Below are 14,022 nucleotides of genomic sequence, written 5' to 3'. Positions count from 1 at the left end.
TCATGAAACGACTCGAAGGAAAAATCGCCCTCATCACGGGCGCCGCACAAGGCATCGGCCTGGCCACGGCCCTGAAGTTCGCCCGCGAAGGCGCCACCGTCGTCGTTTGCGACGTCAAGCAGGCCGCGGTCGACGAGGCCGTGAAGCAATGCCAGGCCGAAGGAGCCACGGCCACGGGCTTCGTGATGGACGTGACCCAGCGCGACATGGTCGACGCGGTGGTGGCCCAGGTGAAGGAGCGCTTCGGCCGCATCGACGTGCTGGTGAACAACGCCGGCATCACGCAGGACGCGCGCCTGCAGAAGATGACGCTGGAACAGTTCGACAAGGTGATCGACGTCAACCTGCGCGGTGTCTTCCACTGCGCGCAGGCCGTGGCCGACACCATGACCGCCCAGGGCAGCGGCGTGATCCTCAACGCATCGTCGGTGGTCGGCATCTACGGCAACTTCGGCCAGACCAACTACGCCGCCACCAAGTTCGGCGTGATCGGTTTCACCAAGACCTGGAGCCGCGAGCTCGGCCCCAAGGGCGTGCGCGTCAACGCGGTCGCCCCCGGCTTCATCAGCACGCCCATCCTGAGCACCATCCCCGACAAGGTGATCCAGGAGATGGAGCACCGCGTGCCGCTCAAGCGCCTGGGCCAGCCGGAAGAAATTGCCAACGTCTACGCCTTCCTGGCCAGCGACGAGGCCAGCTACATCAACGGGGCTGTCATCGAGGTTTCCGGCGGCATGTCGGTGTGACCTTCGGGCGCCCGGGATAATCCGGACATGCCCGAACACACCCCATCCACCGACGCCGCCCCCAACCGCCCGCGCTCGCGCACCGACCTCTTTATGTCCTTCACCTGGCTGGCCCTGCAGGGCTTCGGCGGGGTGCTGGCCGTGGTGCAGCGCGAGCTGGTGGAGAAGAAGCGCTGGATGACCCGCGAACAGTTCGTCGAGGACTGGGCCGTGGCGCAGATCATGCCCGGCCCCAACGTGGTCAACCTCTCGCTGATGATCGGAGGCCGCTACTTCGGCCTGCCCGGCGCGCTGGCCGCGCTCGCGGGCATGCTCGCGGCACCCTTGGTCCTCGTGCTGCTGCTGGCCGCGCTGTACGGCAGCGTGGCCGACAGCGCTGCGGCGCAGGGCGCGCTGCGCGGCATGGGCGCCGTGGCCGCCGGACTGATCACCGCCACCGGCATCAAGCTGATCGGCGCGCTGGACAAGAACGCCATGGGCCTGTGGGTCTGCATCGGCCTGGCCGCCCTCACCTTCGTCGCCATCGCCCTGCTGCGCCTGCCGCTGGCCTGGGTGCTGCTGGTCATCGGCGGCGGCGCCTGCCTCTGGGCCTACCGGGTGCTGGGCCGCGCCGGCAAGGAGGCCCAAGCATGAGCATGGCGCCCACCTTTGCCAACTGGCTGGACCTGTTCCTGCACTTTGCGTCGCTGTCGCTGCTGGCGGTGGGCGGCGCCATCACCACCGCGCCCGACATGCACCGCTACCTGGTGGGCGAGCAGCACTGGCTGAGCGACGCGCAGTTCAACTCGTCCATCGCCCTCTCGCAGGCCGCCCCGGGCCCGAACGTGCTGTTCGTCGCCCTGCTGGGCTGGAACGTGGGTCTGAATGCGGGCGGAGGCCCCTCCGCGGGCTGGCTGGCCTGGGCGCTGGCGTTGCTGGGCGTGGCGGTGACGCTGGTGGCCATCATGCTGCCCTCGTCCATCCTCACCTACACCGCCACCCAGTGGGGCCACCGCAACCGCGAGCTGCGCGCGGTGCGGGCCTTCAAAACCGGCATGGCCCCCATCGTGATCGCCCTGCTGATCGCAACCGGCTGGCTGCTGAGCGCGTCCCACAACGTCCCGGCACGCGACTGGCCCCTGTGGCTGCTGACAGTCTGCGCTGCGCTGCTGGTCTGGCGCACCCGGCTGCACCTGCTCTGGATGATCGGCGCGGGCGCGCTGGCCGGCGCCATGGGCTGGGTCTGACCCGGCTTACTTCTGGCGCTGCAGACCGGACAGGCCCTTGACGTCCAGCGCGTTCATCGCGGCACGCACGCCGTCGATGTTCACGTTGTCGCCGCTGACCTCGATCAGCACGCCATTGGCCAGCATCATCGACATCTCGGCGCTCGAACCGTCCTTGCGGTATTCCTCCTTGAAGGCCACGCCGTCTTTCTTGTAGACCTTCTCGACCTCGTCCTGGGTCTCGCGGCTGACCGTGCTCTGCGCCCAGGCCCCCATGGCCATCATCAGGGCGGGCATGGCGCCGATGTCCTGCACCTTGACCTCGACACGGCCCGCATCGTTGCGGAACTCCGAGGTGACGCTGGAGAAGGTCATGCCCATGGCCGAATCCGAACGGGCCTCGATGGCGGTGCGCTCCATGCCGGCGAGCTTGGCCGGCACATAGGCCTGCAGCGCATCGGGCGCGAACGGCTGGCCACCCTGACCGCCGCCCATGGCCGCACCCATCATCTCGCCCAGCGCCTTGCCCGCGGCCTCCGAGTCGCCCTTGGCCTGGGCCGCCTCCATCTGCTTGCTGGCTTCTTCCATCTTCTTGGCCGCCTCTTCCAGCTGCGCGGTGTTGATGGTGACTTCAGAGCCCGGCACCTTGATGCTCACGTCCCCCGCGGGGGCGCTGGCGCCGCCCATCATCATGCCGGCGCCGCCGCTGAACAGGCTGCCCACGGTCGTCACCACGATGCTGGCCACGATGCCGCAGACGATCAGCACGGCGGTGAAACCCAGCGCCTTGCCCTCGGGCACCTTCATCATCACCGGCACACCGGTGTAGAGCAGATAGATCGAGTAGAGCGCGGCCAGCAGGCCCAGCATGGACAGCGCCGGCAGCAGGTTGAACACCCCGCCCAGCAGACCGGCGGTGGCGCCGTAGGCGACCAGCTTGAAGGCCTTGCCCATGTCCTTCTGGCCGCCGAAGCTCGGGGCCAGCGCATTGGCCACCAGGGCCAGCACATAGATCATCACCAGAGTCAGCACGAAACCGACCACCATGTTGGCCAGCCCCGCCAGGATGGGCACCCGGAAATGGATGCCCATCATGCCCGTGCCAATCAGGCTGAAGCCGATGAAAGCCGCCAACGACGACACGCCGGCCAGGTAGACCAGGTAGTTCTTGTAGAGACTGGCAATGTCGTCCGGCTCGCCCTCGATGACCGGCCAGGTGGCCTTGGGCTTGAGCAGAATGGCTTGCACGCGTTCAACCAGGTTCATGAATTCCTCCTCGGGGTTGCAGACACAAGAAAACGGTCCGGCAGCGCGAACCATACCGCCATCCGCCGCAGCGGGCCACCTTTCAGCGTGGGCTTTCGAAGAACACCGCGTTGGTGTAGTCGCTGATCTCGAAATAGACCTTCTTTTCGCCCGGGTCGGCCACCATGTTCTGGTTCTCGTCGAGCACGCCATACCCGTAGCGGTAGGCACGCGGCTTGCCGTCGTCGGTGCCCAGGGCCGTGCTCATCTTGTCGATGGACAAAAAGCGCCGGGCCAGTTTGTCGCCGGCGTAGATTTCGAGCACGCCGTTGGTGCCGGTCCAGTTCTGGATGTCGCGGCTGATCTTGTTCTGCTGTTCCTGCGTGCACCCGGCGAGCAAGACCAACCCCAGAACACAGGCGAATGCAGACGGCATGGGTTTCATGCGAGCCTCCCTTGAAAAAGATCAGCCGCGCTGGCGCAAGGCCTCGTACAGGCACACGCCGCTGGCCACCGACACGTTCAGGCTTTCGACGCCGCCCTTCATGGGGATGCCCACCAGCTCGTCGCAGGTCTTGCGCGTGAGCTGGCGCATGCCGTCGCCTTCGGCGCCGAGCACCAGGGCCACCGGCCCCTTGAGATCGACCTGGTACAGCGTCTTGGGCGCATCGTCGCTGGTGCCGATGACCCAGATGTTGCGTTCCTTGAGTTCGTTCAGGGTGCGCGCCAGGTTGGTCACCATGAAATACGGCATGGTCTCAGCCGCACCGCTGGCCACCTTGGCCACCGTGGCATTGATGCCGACAGCGTGGTCCTTGGGCGCAATCACCGCATGGGCACCCGCGCCGTCGGCCACCCGCAGGCAGGCGCCCAGGTTGTGGGGGTCGGTCACGCCGTCGAGCACCAGAAGCAGCGGCGCGATGCCATCGGCCTCCAGCTTTTCCAGCAGTTCGTCCAGCGAATGGGCCTGCTCCAGCGCGTTGACCCGGGCCGCGACGCCCTGGTGGCCGTGGCTGCCCGCGAGTTTGGCCAGGCGCAGGCCATCGGCCTCGATCAGGCGCACGCCCGCCTCCTTGGCGCGCTCGATGAACTGCCGCATGCGCTGGTCGCGCCGCGTCGGCTCGAAGTAGATCTCGATGATGGATTGGGGCGCGGTTTTCAGGCGCACGCCCACGGCGTGGAAGCCGAACAGGACTTTGGGGGAGGACATGCCCCGATTATCAAGCCCCCACGCGCCGCTTTCGATCTGCTCAGGCCGCCGCCGCCTCCGGCTCGCTGGCCTGACCGGCCTCGATGGTGATGCGCCGCTCGCAGCGCTGGGCGATGCCCCGGTCGTGCGTCACCAGCACCAGGGTGGTGCCCTGCTCGCGGTTGAGCTCGAACATCAGCTCCATGACCTTCTCGCCGGTCGCAAAGTCCAGGCTGCCGGTGGGTTCGTCCGCCAGCAGCACCGCCGGCTGCACCACGAAGGCCCGCGCCAGCGCCACGCGCTGCTGTTCGCCGCCCGACAGCACCTTCGGGTAGTGGCCAAGGCGCTCGCCCAGGCCCACGCGCTGCAGCATGGCGGTGGCGGCGCTGCGGGCATCGCGCCGGCCGGCCAGTTCCAGCGGCAGCATCACGTTCTCCAGCGCGGTCAGATTGCCCAGCAGCTGGAAGCTCTGGAACACGAAGCCGAGCTTCTGGGCGCGCAGCGCCGCGCGCTGGTCCTCGTCGCGGGCGAACAGGTCCACGCCATCGATGAACACAGTGCCGCGGGTCGGCGTGTCCAGCCCGGCAATGATGGACAGCAAGGTGCTCTTGCCCGAACCCGAGGCACCGACGATGGCGGCGGTTTCCCCTTGGCGCAGGGAGAAATCGATATCGCGCAAAATCGTCAGCGTGCCCGTGGAGTCGGTGACCGACTTGAACACATGCTGCACCACAATCATTTCCTGAGCCATGTAGTCCGCCCTGAAAGGCCCGACAGTTGAAACGACGCCACTTTAACGCCCTGCTCTGCGCCGCCGCCGGCGCGGGGTCAATCGCGCCGGTCTTCGCACAAACGGCCGCCACAGCGGCCAACGTGCTGGTGGTCGGCGACTCGCTCAGTGCCGAATACGGCCTGCGGCGCGGCAGCGGCTGGGTGCAGATCCTGCAGGAACGCATGATCAAGGAGGGCATTCCGGCGCGCATGGTCAACGCCGGCATCAGTGCCGACACCACCTCAGGTGGCCGGTCCCGCCTGCCGGCGCTTCTCAGGCTGCACAAGCCGGCGGTGGTGATCATCGAGCTGGGCGCCAACGACGCGCTGCGCGGCCTGCCGCTGAACATGACGCGCGACAACCTGACCGCCATGGCGAGGGCGTCGAAGGCGGCCGGTGCCAAGGTGGTCCTCGTCGGTATGCAGGTGCCGCCCAACTACGGCAGCCAGTACACCCGAGACTTCCGTGACCTCTTCCAGCAGGTGGCCAGCGCGGAAAAGGCCGCCCTGGTGCCCTTCCTGCTCAAGGGCGTGGCCGACCTGCCCGACCCGACCCTGCTGTTCCAGGACGACCGCATCCACCCCAACGAGGCCGCCCAGGCCACGATCGCCAACAACGTCTGGCCGGTGCTCGCGCCCCTGCTGCCGAAACGATAATCGGCGGATGCCTGTCCGTACCCTGCCCGCCACCGAGGTGCTGCACCGCCTTGGCGAATTTGACGCCGTCATCGACGCCCGTTCCGAAGACGAACATGCGCTCGACCACGTGCCCGGTGCGCTGAACTGGCCCAGCCTGAACAATGCCGAACGCATCCTGATCGGCACCATGTACAAGCAGGTCGACGCCTTCGAGGCCAAGAAGCGCGGCGCAGCGCTGGCCGCGCGCAACATCGCCGCACACATTGAACGGGAAGTGCTGGACAAGCCCAAAGGCTGGAAACCGCTGGTCTATTGCTGGCGCGGCGGCAACCGCAGTGGTGCACTGGCCACCATCCTGGGCGCGATCGGGTTCCAGGTCACGCTGATCGAGGGAGGCTACAAGGCCTGGCGCGCCGCCCTCGTGGAAGACCTGCCCGCGCAGGCGCAGCGCCTGCACTACCGCGTGGTCTGCGGCCCCACCGGCAGCGGCAAGACACGCCTGCTGCACGCGCTGGCGGCCGAAGGCGCTCAGGTGCTGGACCTTGAAGGCCTGGCCCGCCACCGCAGTTCGGTGCTCGGGCACATCCCTGGGGTCGAACAGCCCAGCCAGAAGCGATTCGACAGCCTCGTTTGGGAGGCCCTGCAGGCCTTCGACCCGGCGCGCCCTGTGTTCGTCGAAAGCGAGAGCAAGAAGGTGGGCAACCTCCGTGTGCCCGATGCACTGATCGACGCCATGCGCGCCAGCCCCTGCATCGACCTGCGACTGCCCGATGAAGAGCGCGTGGCCCTGCTGATGGAAGACTACGACTTTTTCGTGAAGGACAGCGAGCACTTCTGTCGGCGGCTGGAAGCGCTGACCGAGTTGCGCGGCAAGGCGGTGGTGGGCGAGTGGATCGAAAAAGTGCGCGCCGGCCGCACCAAGGAAGTGGTGCTGGACCTGCTCAGGCAGCACTACGACCCGACGTATGCGGCATCCATAGAGCGCAACTTTGCTCTCCATGCCCAAGCGCTCCCCTGCAGCCTGGGCTCTGGCTCAGATCAATCGATGCGCGTGGCCGCTCGCTCGCTGCTGAGCCCGACGGGCTCGCAGCCCCTACCCGACGAAAGTTAGCCGATCAGCCGGCGGACGTGGGGCTCGCGTCTGAGCTGTCGCCGGCATCCGGCTTTTGGCCGGCGTCCTGCTCATCAGGGCTGCCGTCTCCGTGCGACTTGCGCTCGGCCTTGTTGCGCAGCTTTTCCTCTTTCTTCTGCTTCTTGGCGAGCTCGCGTTGGCGTTTTTCGTATCCGTAGTTGGGTGTGGCCAAGGGGGTGTTTCCGAGGTTGAGGTGGTGAATTGGTCAGGTGTGTAGGGCCGCAAGGGCTTGGGCCAGGTCGGCCCTGAGATCATCGGCGCTTTCCAGGCCGATGGCAAACCGCACCAGCCCACCTTTGTGCGCCCAGGGCCGGGTGCGGATCGCCGGCACGTTGTACGGCGCGCAGAGACTGATCGGTCCCGCCCAGCTCCAGCCTGGCCTGAACAGCCGCAGACGGTCACAGAAGGCGTCGATCTGGGACTGGGAGAAGCGCTCGTCGAACACGGCGCTGAACAGACAGGCCGCCGCAGTCGCTTCGCGTGCCCATGCTTCATGCCCCGGAGAGCCCGCCAGCGCCGGATGCAGAACACGCACGACGCCCGGCTGGTCCTGCATCCAGGTGGCCAGCGCCCTTGTGGTCGCATCCTGCGCCTGGTAGCGCAAGGGCATGGAGGCCAGGCCCCGCAGCACCAGCTCGGTGTCGTTGCCGCTGACACCCAGACCCAGACGCATGTGACACATCAGTAGCTGGTGGTGCAGTGCGTGGTCGCGCGTCACCACGGAGCCCATCAGCACATCGGCGCCCCCGCTGGGGTACTTGGTCAGCGCCTGCATCGAGATGTCGACCCCCAGGTCGAACGGGCGAAAGGCGATGCCGGCGCCCCAGGTGTTGTCCAGCGCGGTCAGGATGCGGCGTTCGGGCGCTCTGCCGTCGTTCGCCTGACGCACCGCCGCCACCAGCGCGGGAATGTCCGGAAACTCCAGCGTGATCGAACCCGGTGCCTCGATCCACACCAGGCGCGTGGCGGGTGACAGACGGCTGGCCAGATCCGCAGGATCCAGCGGGTCGTAGTAGCGGTGGGTGATGCCCCAGTGCGCGAGCTCACCAGCTGCGAACGCCTTGCCCGGACCATAGGCGTTGTCGGGCAGCAGCACCTCATCGCCCTGGCGCAGGAAGCTCATGTCGACCAAAGTCAGCGCCGACAGGCCGCTGGGCGCCAGCACGCAATACTGCCCACCCTCGATGGTGGCGATGCGCTCTTCCAGCGTGAAGGTGGTCGGCGTGCCGTGCAGGCCGTAGGTGTAGCCGCTCTTGTCGGCCCACTCCTGCGTGCGAAGGGCCTGCACGTCCTTGAACAGGACGGTGGACGCCTTGTGCACGCCGGGCGCAACGGCGTCAAAGCCCTCGGGAGGGCGGTATGGATGATGGATCAGTCGGGTGGACAGGTCTGACATTGAGTTCAGAGCTTCCACTTTTCGAGCAACTGCGCCGGCCGCATGCTGTCGTAGCTCTCGAAGGGTTGATGGATCCAGGGGTTGGTCGGCAGGAACTCGACCGAGTAGTCGGGCGTGAACACCGACACCGCCTTGGTCCAGATCACGGCGCTGCGCAGTTCGCTGATCGGCTTGTAGTGATTCTTGAGGGTGTCGATCACGGCCCTGAGCGTGTGGCCGGAGTCGGCCAGGTCATCGACCAGCAGCACCTTGCCGGCAATCTCGCCTCTGGGCGTGGTGATGTAGCGAGCGATGTCGAGGTTGCCCTGCTCGGTCCCGGCGTTGGCGCGGTAGGAACTGGTGGACATGATCGCCAGCGGCACGTCAAAGATGCGCGACAGGATGTCCCCGGGCCGCATGCCACCGCGCGCAAGGCACAGAATGGTGTCGAACTCCCATCCGGACTGGTAGACCTTGAGCGCCAGCTTCTCGATCAGGTTGTGGTATTCGTCGTACGAGACGTAGAGGTGTTTGCCGTCTTCGGTCAGCATGCGTGTCTTCCGTTCGTGGTCGCGGGTGGATTCATTCTGCACCAGAGCAACGAGGCTCAGGCACTGAACGGATGGTGAAGCAGGATGGTGTGGTCGCGGTCCGGACTGGTCGACACCACGTGGATCGGCACGCCAGTGGTCTCCTGGATGCGGTCCAGGTAGCGCTGCGCGTTGACCGGCAAGTCCTCATAACGCGTCTTGCCGACCGAGCTCTCGGTCCAGCCTGGCAGTGTTTCGTAAATCGGCTTGCAGCGAGAGATTTCATCGGCGCCGGCGGGCAGTATGTCGATGATCTCGCCGTCCAGCTCGTAGCCGGTGCACAGCTTGAGCTCGGGCAGACCATCAAGCACGTCCAGCTTGGTGATGCACAGGCCGGTGAGCCCATTCACCTGGGCCGAGCGCTTGAGCAGTGCGGCGTCGAACCAGCCGCAGCGGCGCGAGCGCCCCGTGGTCACACCCTTCTCGGCACCCACCGTGCTCATGTGGTACCCGGGTGTGCCAGGCACCTCCCAGTCCAGCTCGGTCGGGAAGGGACCGCCACCCACCCGTGTGCAATAGGCCTTGGTGATGCCCAGCATGTAGTGCAGCATCTGCGGCCCGACGCCGGACCCGGCGGCTGCATTGCCGGCCACACAGTTGCTCGAGGTCACGAACGGGTAGGTACCGTGGTCGATGTCCAGCAGCGTGCCCTGGGCGCCTTCGAACAGCAGGTTGGCACCCGCCTTGTGGGCCTCGTTGAGCTCACGGGACACGTCGGCGATCATGGGCTTGATCAGTTCGGCCTGGTGCATGGCCTCGTCATAGACCGCATCAAACTGGATCTCGCCGTCCTTCATGTAACCCGCGATCTTCTCGTCCCAGGCCAGTTCGGCGGAGTGGAGGAAGGTCTTGAGCACGTGGTTGTGCAGCGCCAGCAACTCGCGCAGCTTGGTCGCGAAGCGCTCGGGATACTTGAGGTCCATCACGCGCAATGCGCGGCGGGCGATCTTGTCCTCATAGGCCGGACCGATGCCGCGGCCCGTGGTGCCGATCTTCTCGTTGCCGGCCTTGACCTTGGCGGCCTCGCGGGCAACGTCGATCGCGGCGTGGAACGGCAGGATCAGAGGGCACCCCTCACTCACCCGCAGACGCGAACGCACTTCCACACCCGCCTTTTCAAGACCCACGATCTCTTCAAAAAGCTTGCCAACCGAAAGCACCACGCCGTTGCCGATGTAGCACTTCACACCGGGACGCATGATGCCGCTGGGAATCAGGTGCAGAGCAGTTTTGACCCCGTTGATCACCAGCGTGTGTCCAGCGTTGTGACCACCCTGAAAACGCACGACCCCCTGCGCGGACTCGGTCAGCCAGTCAACGAGCTTGCCTTTGCCTTCATCGCCCCACTGCGTACCCACGACCACCACGTTGCGTCCCGCAGAAGCGGCGCTGCTGTTCTTGCTCATTGCTTGATTCCGGTTAAAGGGATTTCACTGTCCAGGCACCCGCGCGCGCCGGATCGGGCACCAGTTCGCGGTCGCAATGGAACTCGTTGACTTCATGGTCGTGACCCGGCAGGGCACAGACGACGGTATGGCCCTGGGCCCGCAGCTCGGCGACGGTTTCTCGCAAGCCAGGCTCCATGCCCCAGGGCGAACGGATGGCCGCCACCAGAGGACGAGGCTCCACCGCACCAACCAGTTCCTTGAGGTCCAGGCTGAAGCCAACCGCAGGGCGTTTGCGCCCGAAGACCGCCCCCACCTCGTCGTACCGGCCTCCGCGCGCCAGCTCCATCGCAGCACCTTGCGGCCCTTGAGCAAACACGGCAAAGCGCATGCCGGTGTAGTAGGCGTATCCGCGCAGATCCGCCAAGTCGACGGAGACAACAACGTCATCACCCGCAGCGTGGTCGGCCAACCATTGCAGGTCGTCAAGCGCCAGCGTCAAAGCAGCAGAAGGGGTCAGCAGGGATCGCGCCCTGGAAATGACAGAGGCGTCACCAAACAGTCCTGGTAGCGACATCAGGTCGTTGCACACCGCGTCAGGAAGGCCTTTGGTCAGCTCGGACAGCCCTGGCACATCCTTGCCTGCGAGAGCAACATGGATGGCGCGCACCGTGTCGGCCGGCAGCGGCACCGGCGAAAGGACGGCGTCGATCACACGCACATCCGCGAGATCAAGCTGCAGCCGCCTAACGCCGGCATGACGAAGACAGGCCTGAGCCAGCTCCAGCACCTCCAGATCTGCCTCCAGGCCGGCATGCCCATAGATTTCGGCGCCAAACTGCAAGGGCTCCCGACTGGCCAGGGGACGGTCGACCCGGGTGTGAACCACTGGCCCGCAGTAACTCAGGCGGGCCACACCCCGCCGGTTGAGCAGATGGGCATCGATTCGCGCGACTTGCGGCGTGCTGTCGGCACGAAGCCCCAGCGAGCGGCCGGACAGCTGATCAACCAGTTTGAAGGTCATCAGGTCCAGCGCTTCACCGGTACCCGTGAGCAACGAGTCCAGATGCTCGACCATCGGCGGCATCACCAACTCGTAGCCGTAGCCGCGTGCGGTGTCCAGCAAACCCCTGCGAAGCTCTTCGATGTGCCGTGCCTCGGACGGCAGGACATCGGCAATGTGATCCGGGAGGACCCAGGCAGACATGTGAAATGAAGGGGGCTGTTAAAAACGTGATTTTACCGGGAGCTGCGCCTCGGTTTGGCTGTCGCTGCTCAGGCGACCCACCACCAGAGCGTCAGACCGCAGAGAAGGCAGATCAGACCGAAAAAACGGATCTGGCCATCGCGCATGCGCAGCATTTCGGAAAACACGCGGCGCCAGACTCTGGGCGCCACAAAGGGCATCAGCCCTTCGAAGATGAGGACCAGCGCCAGCGTGGGCCAGAACAGGTCGTAAAGCGCAGTCGTCACTCAGCGGGCTGCCGGAGCGCCGCGCATGGCCTTGAAGAACTCCGAAGACGGGTCCAGCACCATCACATCCGACTTACCGGTGAAGCTGGCCTTGTACGCTTCCAGGCTGCGATAGAACTGAGCGAACGCCGGGTCTTTGCCAAACGCCTCACCATACAGCGCAGCGGCCTTGGCATCGCCCTCGCCTTTCACCGCCTGCGCCTGCTTATAGGCATCGGCCAGAATCACCTCGCGCTGGCGGTCGGCATCGGCGCGAATCTTCTCTCCCTCGGCAAAGCCGGTGGAACGCAGTTCATTGGCCACCCGTTTGCGCTCGGTTTCCATGCGCTGATAGACCGATGCCGTGATGCTCTCTGCATAGTCCACGCGCGTGATGCGCACATCGACCACATCCATGCCCCAGGGCTTTTCAGCACCGGCCACTGCGCGCAGCACCTCGCGCTTGACGTCCTCCATCAGCTCTTCGCGACGGCTGGACAGCAGTTCGTTGAGCGTGCGCTTGTTGACCTCTTGCTGGAAGGAGTTGCGCACCACCCGGTTCAGCTGCAGCGCGCCGGCGCTTTCATTCAGACCGACGTTGCGGATGTACTGCTGAGGCTCGCTAATGCGCCAGCGCACATACCAGTCGATCACCACGCGCTGCTTTTCCGCCGTCAGCGTCGGCTCCGTATCGCTGCTCTCCAGTGTCAGCAGCCGCTTGTCTATGTAGGACACATTCTGGACCAGCGGAATCTTCCAGCCCAGCCCAGGCTCGGTCACGACCTTCTTGATTTCCCCCAGCTGAAACACCACGCCAAACTGGCGCTGGTCGACCACGAAGAACGTGGCGCTGAGAAACGCCAGAGCCACCAGGAAAGAGGTGACGATAAATCCAAGCTTGTTCATGTCTCGAAATCTCCGGACGTCTTGCTTCAGCGGCTCTCACGCTCGCGCGAGCGGGCATTGCTGCTGTTCGTGGTGGCAGGCGCCGGGACCTGCGAGCTGGTCACGGGAGGCGTCACCGCAGCAGATGCCGAGGGCGACTGAGTGACCTGCTGCATCAACTTGTCCAGCGGCAGATACAACAGGTTCGAGCCAGCCTTGCTGTCGACCATCACCTTGGTGACGTTCGAATAAATGTCGGACATGGCGTCCAGGTACATGCGGTCGCGGGTCACCTGTGGCGCCTTCTGGTATTCGGTCAGCACCGCGCGGAAACGCTGGGCATCACCATCGGCCTGGCCGACGATGCGCGCGCGGTAACCCTCCGCCTCGGCAGCCAGGCGAGAGGCCGCGCCGCGCGCCCTCGGCACCACGTCGTTGGCATAGGCCTGGGCCTCGTTTTTGGCGCGGTCGCGCTCCTGACTGGCCTTGAGCACGTCGTCAAACGCCGCCTGCACCTGCTCGGGCGGCCGCACATGCGTCAGGTTGACGCCTTCGACCACAACGCCCACCTTGTAGCGATCCAGGATGGTCTGCATCAGCGCCCGCACCCTCGGAGCGATCTGGTCGCGCTCCTCCACCAGGGCGGCATCCATCTTCATCTTGCCGACCACCTCGCGAACCGCGGTTTCGGCAGCCTTCACCACAGCAGACTCAGGATCGCGACTTTCGAACAGGTAAGCCCGGGCATCGCTGAGGCGGAACTGCACGACCAGCTTGATGTCGACGATGTTCTCGTCTGCGGTCAGCATGGACGACTCACGCAGCCCGGTGGCGGGCACGATGGCGTCACGCCCCACGTCCACCGAACGCAACTGGGTCACCGCCACAGTCTCATGGCGCTCGATCGGGTACGGCATGCGCCAGCTGATACCTGCCCCCACCGTGTTGCTGTACTTGCCGAAACGCGTGATGACCGCCTGTTGGCCTTCCTGCACGATGAAGAAGCCCGTCCCCAGCCATATCAGCAGCGCCACCAGACCGATCAGGCCAGCACCGATACCCGCCGATTTGGGGCTGGGGTTGAAGCCCGGTGTGCCTCCACCGTTGCCACCGCGATTCCCGCCGCCTTTTCCACCCAGCAAACCACCCAGCTTGCGGTTGAAGTCGCGCCACAGTTCGTCCAGGTCCGGAGGCCCCTGGTTGGGACCTTGGGGACGCTGCCCCCGGGGCTGGAGGTCGTCTTTTTCACCCGGTTTGGGGTCGGAGTCGCCGCGCTGGGGCTCTTCGCCTCTCCCCCAGCGGGGGTCGTTCAGGTTGAACACACCCAGCAGCCTCGCCCGCCAACCCGGACGGACCCCGGCACCAGGACCGCCGGAGAGGGATTCCATATTCACATTCATGGATGGTC

Annotated in this window: 17 protein-coding genes; 5 read left to right on the top strand and 12 right to left on the bottom strand. The window is 65.7% G+C overall.

The features are described from left to right. Positions 1-2: 2 nt before the first annotated feature. The 3 genes from fabG to BC358_RS13480 are packed head-to-tail and all read left to right on the top strand — an operon-like array spanning position 3 to position 1,972. Complete coding sequence (gene fabG, locus BC358_RS13490) at positions 3-746, top strand: 3-oxoacyl-ACP reductase FabG (RefSeq protein WP_079366190.1); 744 nt, start codon at positions 3-5, stop codon at positions 744-746. 27 nt (positions 747-773) lie between these two features. Continuing rightward, positions 774-1,379 carry a chromate transporter gene (locus tag BC358_RS13485; protein WP_079366189.1) on the top strand — a complete coding sequence of 202 codons (606 nt, stop codon included), beginning with the start codon at positions 774-776 and terminating at the stop codon, positions 1,377-1,379. Next, a complete protein-coding gene (locus BC358_RS13480) occupies positions 1,376-1,972 on the top strand; it encodes a chromate transporter (protein ID WP_066154149.1) in 597 nt (198 codons plus the stop codon). Before BC358_RS13485 ends, BC358_RS13480 begins: the two co-directional genes overlap by 4 nt. A gap of 6 nt (positions 1,973-1,978) precedes the next feature. On the opposite strand, the gene BC358_RS21870 is transcribed toward BC358_RS13480, so the two are convergent. The 4 genes from BC358_RS21870 to BC358_RS13460 form a co-directional block, all read right to left on the bottom strand. Next, a complete protein-coding gene (locus tag BC358_RS21870) occupies positions 1,979-3,217 on the bottom strand; it encodes a Yip1 family protein (RefSeq protein ID WP_143434293.1) in 1,239 nt (412 codons plus the stop codon). An 82-nt stretch (positions 3,218-3,299) separates the two neighbouring features. Then, complete coding sequence (locus BC358_RS13470) at positions 3,300-3,632, bottom strand: hypothetical protein (protein ID WP_164868449.1); 333 nt, start codon at positions 3,630-3,632, stop codon at positions 3,300-3,302. 30 nt (positions 3,633-3,662) lie between these two features. Beyond that, positions 3,663-4,406, bottom strand: a complete 744-nt coding sequence (gene rlmB / locus BC358_RS13465) for a 23S rRNA (guanosine(2251)-2'-O)-methyltransferase RlmB (RefSeq protein WP_066154159.1) — start codon at positions 4,404-4,406, stop codon at positions 3,663-3,665. A 40-nt stretch (positions 4,407-4,446) separates the two neighbouring features. After that, positions 4,447-5,136: an ABC transporter ATP-binding protein gene (locus tag BC358_RS13460; RefSeq protein ID WP_066154161.1), complete on the bottom strand. Its 690-nt coding sequence runs from the start codon at positions 5,134-5,136 to the stop codon at positions 4,447-4,449. 26 nt (positions 5,137-5,162) lie between these two features. On the opposite strand from BC358_RS13460, the gene BC358_RS13455 reads away from it, so the two are divergent. Then, positions 5,163-5,813: an arylesterase gene (locus BC358_RS13455; protein ID WP_079366187.1), complete on the top strand. Its 651-nt coding sequence runs from the start codon at positions 5,163-5,165 to the stop codon at positions 5,811-5,813. Between the two features lie 7 nt (positions 5,814-5,820). Then, a complete protein-coding gene (mnmH, locus tag BC358_RS13450) occupies positions 5,821-6,906 on the top strand; it encodes a tRNA 2-selenouridine(34) synthase MnmH (protein ID WP_066154167.1) in 1,086 nt (361 codons plus the stop codon). Between the two features lie 4 nt (positions 6,907-6,910). Here the strand turns inward: mnmH and BC358_RS13445 are convergent, their stop codons facing one another. From BC358_RS13445 to hflK, 8 genes are all read right to left on the bottom strand, one after another. After that, positions 6,911-7,099, bottom strand: a complete 189-nt coding sequence (locus BC358_RS13445; protein ID WP_066154170.1) for a hypothetical protein — start codon at positions 7,097-7,099, stop codon at positions 6,911-6,913. 33 nt (positions 7,100-7,132) lie between these two features. Then, positions 7,133-8,323, bottom strand: coding sequence for a PLP-dependent transferase (locus tag BC358_RS13440; RefSeq protein ID WP_066154172.1), 1,191 nt, complete (start codon positions 8,321-8,323; stop codon positions 7,133-7,135). Positions 8,324-8,328: 5 nt separating this feature from the next. Further along, a complete protein-coding gene (locus BC358_RS13435) occupies positions 8,329-8,853 on the bottom strand; it encodes a phosphoribosyltransferase (RefSeq protein WP_066154176.1) in 525 nt (174 codons plus the stop codon). Positions 8,854-8,909: 56 nt separating this feature from the next. After that, complete coding sequence (locus BC358_RS13430) at positions 8,910-10,298, bottom strand: adenylosuccinate synthase (RefSeq protein WP_079366186.1); 1,389 nt, start codon at positions 10,296-10,298, stop codon at positions 8,910-8,912. Between the two features lie 13 nt (positions 10,299-10,311). Next, positions 10,312-11,484, bottom strand: a complete 1,173-nt coding sequence (locus tag BC358_RS13425; RefSeq protein ID WP_066154182.1) for an ATP phosphoribosyltransferase regulatory subunit — start codon at positions 11,482-11,484, stop codon at positions 10,312-10,314. Between the two features lie 68 nt (positions 11,485-11,552). Then, positions 11,553-11,750, bottom strand: coding sequence for a DUF2065 domain-containing protein (locus BC358_RS13420; protein ID WP_066154185.1), 198 nt, complete (start codon positions 11,748-11,750; stop codon positions 11,553-11,555). Next, positions 11,751-12,635 (bottom strand): protease modulator HflC, encoded by an 885-nt coding sequence (gene hflC, locus BC358_RS13415; RefSeq protein WP_066154188.1) that lies wholly within the window; start codon positions 12,633-12,635, stop codon positions 11,751-11,753. 26 nt (positions 12,636-12,661) lie between these two features. After that, on the bottom strand, positions 12,662-14,002 hold the full coding sequence (gene hflK, locus BC358_RS13410) for an FtsH protease activity modulator HflK (RefSeq protein WP_066154192.1): 1,341 nt from the start codon (positions 14,000-14,002) through the stop codon (positions 12,662-12,664). Positions 14,003-14,022: the final 20 nt, after the last annotated feature.

This window comes from Hydrogenophaga sp. H7, assembly GCF_002025745.1.
In the GTDB taxonomy this organism is placed as follows: Bacteria; Pseudomonadota; Gammaproteobacteria; order Burkholderiales; family Burkholderiaceae_C; genus Hydrogenophaga; species Hydrogenophaga pseudoflava.
Note: the sequence above shows the minus strand (reverse complement) of the source record. Positions and strands in the feature narration are given on the sequence as shown.

Bases quoted from the DNA above. Each gene is read 5' to 3' on its own strand.
- rlmB (WP_066154159.1), bottom strand. From the start codon at position 4,406: ATGTCCTCCCCCAAAGTCCTGTTCGGCTTCCACGCCGTGGGCGTGCGC.
- BC358_RS13480 (WP_066154149.1), top strand. From the start codon at position 1,376: ATGAGCATGGCGCCCACCTTTGCCAACTGGCTGGACCTGTTCCTGCAC.
- mnmH (WP_066154167.1), top strand. From the start codon at position 5,821: ATGCCTGTCCGTACCCTGCCCGCCACCGAGGTGCTGCACCGCCTTGGC.
- BC358_RS21870 (WP_143434293.1), bottom strand. From the start codon at position 3,217: ATGAACCTGGTTGAACGCGTGCAAGCCATTCTGCTCAAGCCCAAGGCC.
- BC358_RS13435 (WP_066154176.1), bottom strand. From the start codon at position 8,853: ATGCTGACCGAAGACGGCAAACACCTCTACGTCTCGTACGACGAATAC.
- hflC (WP_066154188.1), bottom strand. From the start codon at position 12,635: ATGAACAAGCTTGGATTTATCGTCACCTCTTTCCTGGTGGCTCTGGCG.
- hflK (WP_066154192.1), bottom strand. From the start codon at position 14,002: ATGGAATCCCTCTCCGGCGGTCCTGGTGCCGGGGTCCGTCCGGGTTGG.
- fabG (WP_079366190.1), top strand. From the start codon at position 3: ATGAAACGACTCGAAGGAAAAATCGCCCTCATCACGGGCGCCGCACAA.
- BC358_RS13425 (WP_066154182.1), bottom strand. From the start codon at position 11,484: ATGTCTGCCTGGGTCCTCCCGGATCACATTGCCGATGTCCTGCCGTCC.
- BC358_RS13460 (WP_066154161.1), bottom strand. From the start codon at position 5,136: ATGGCTCAGGAAATGATTGTGGTGCAGCATGTGTTCAAGTCGGTCACC.
- BC358_RS13485 (WP_079366189.1), top strand. From the start codon at position 774: ATGCCCGAACACACCCCATCCACCGACGCCGCCCCCAACCGCCCGCGC.
- BC358_RS13440 (WP_066154172.1), bottom strand. From the start codon at position 8,323: ATGTCAGACCTGTCCACCCGACTGATCCATCATCCATACCGCCCTCCC.
- BC358_RS13430 (WP_079366186.1), bottom strand. From the start codon at position 10,298: ATGAGCAAGAACAGCAGCGCCGCTTCTGCGGGACGCAACGTGGTGGTC.
- BC358_RS13470 (WP_164868449.1), bottom strand. From the start codon at position 3,632: ATGCCGTCTGCATTCGCCTGTGTTCTGGGGTTGGTCTTGCTCGCCGGG.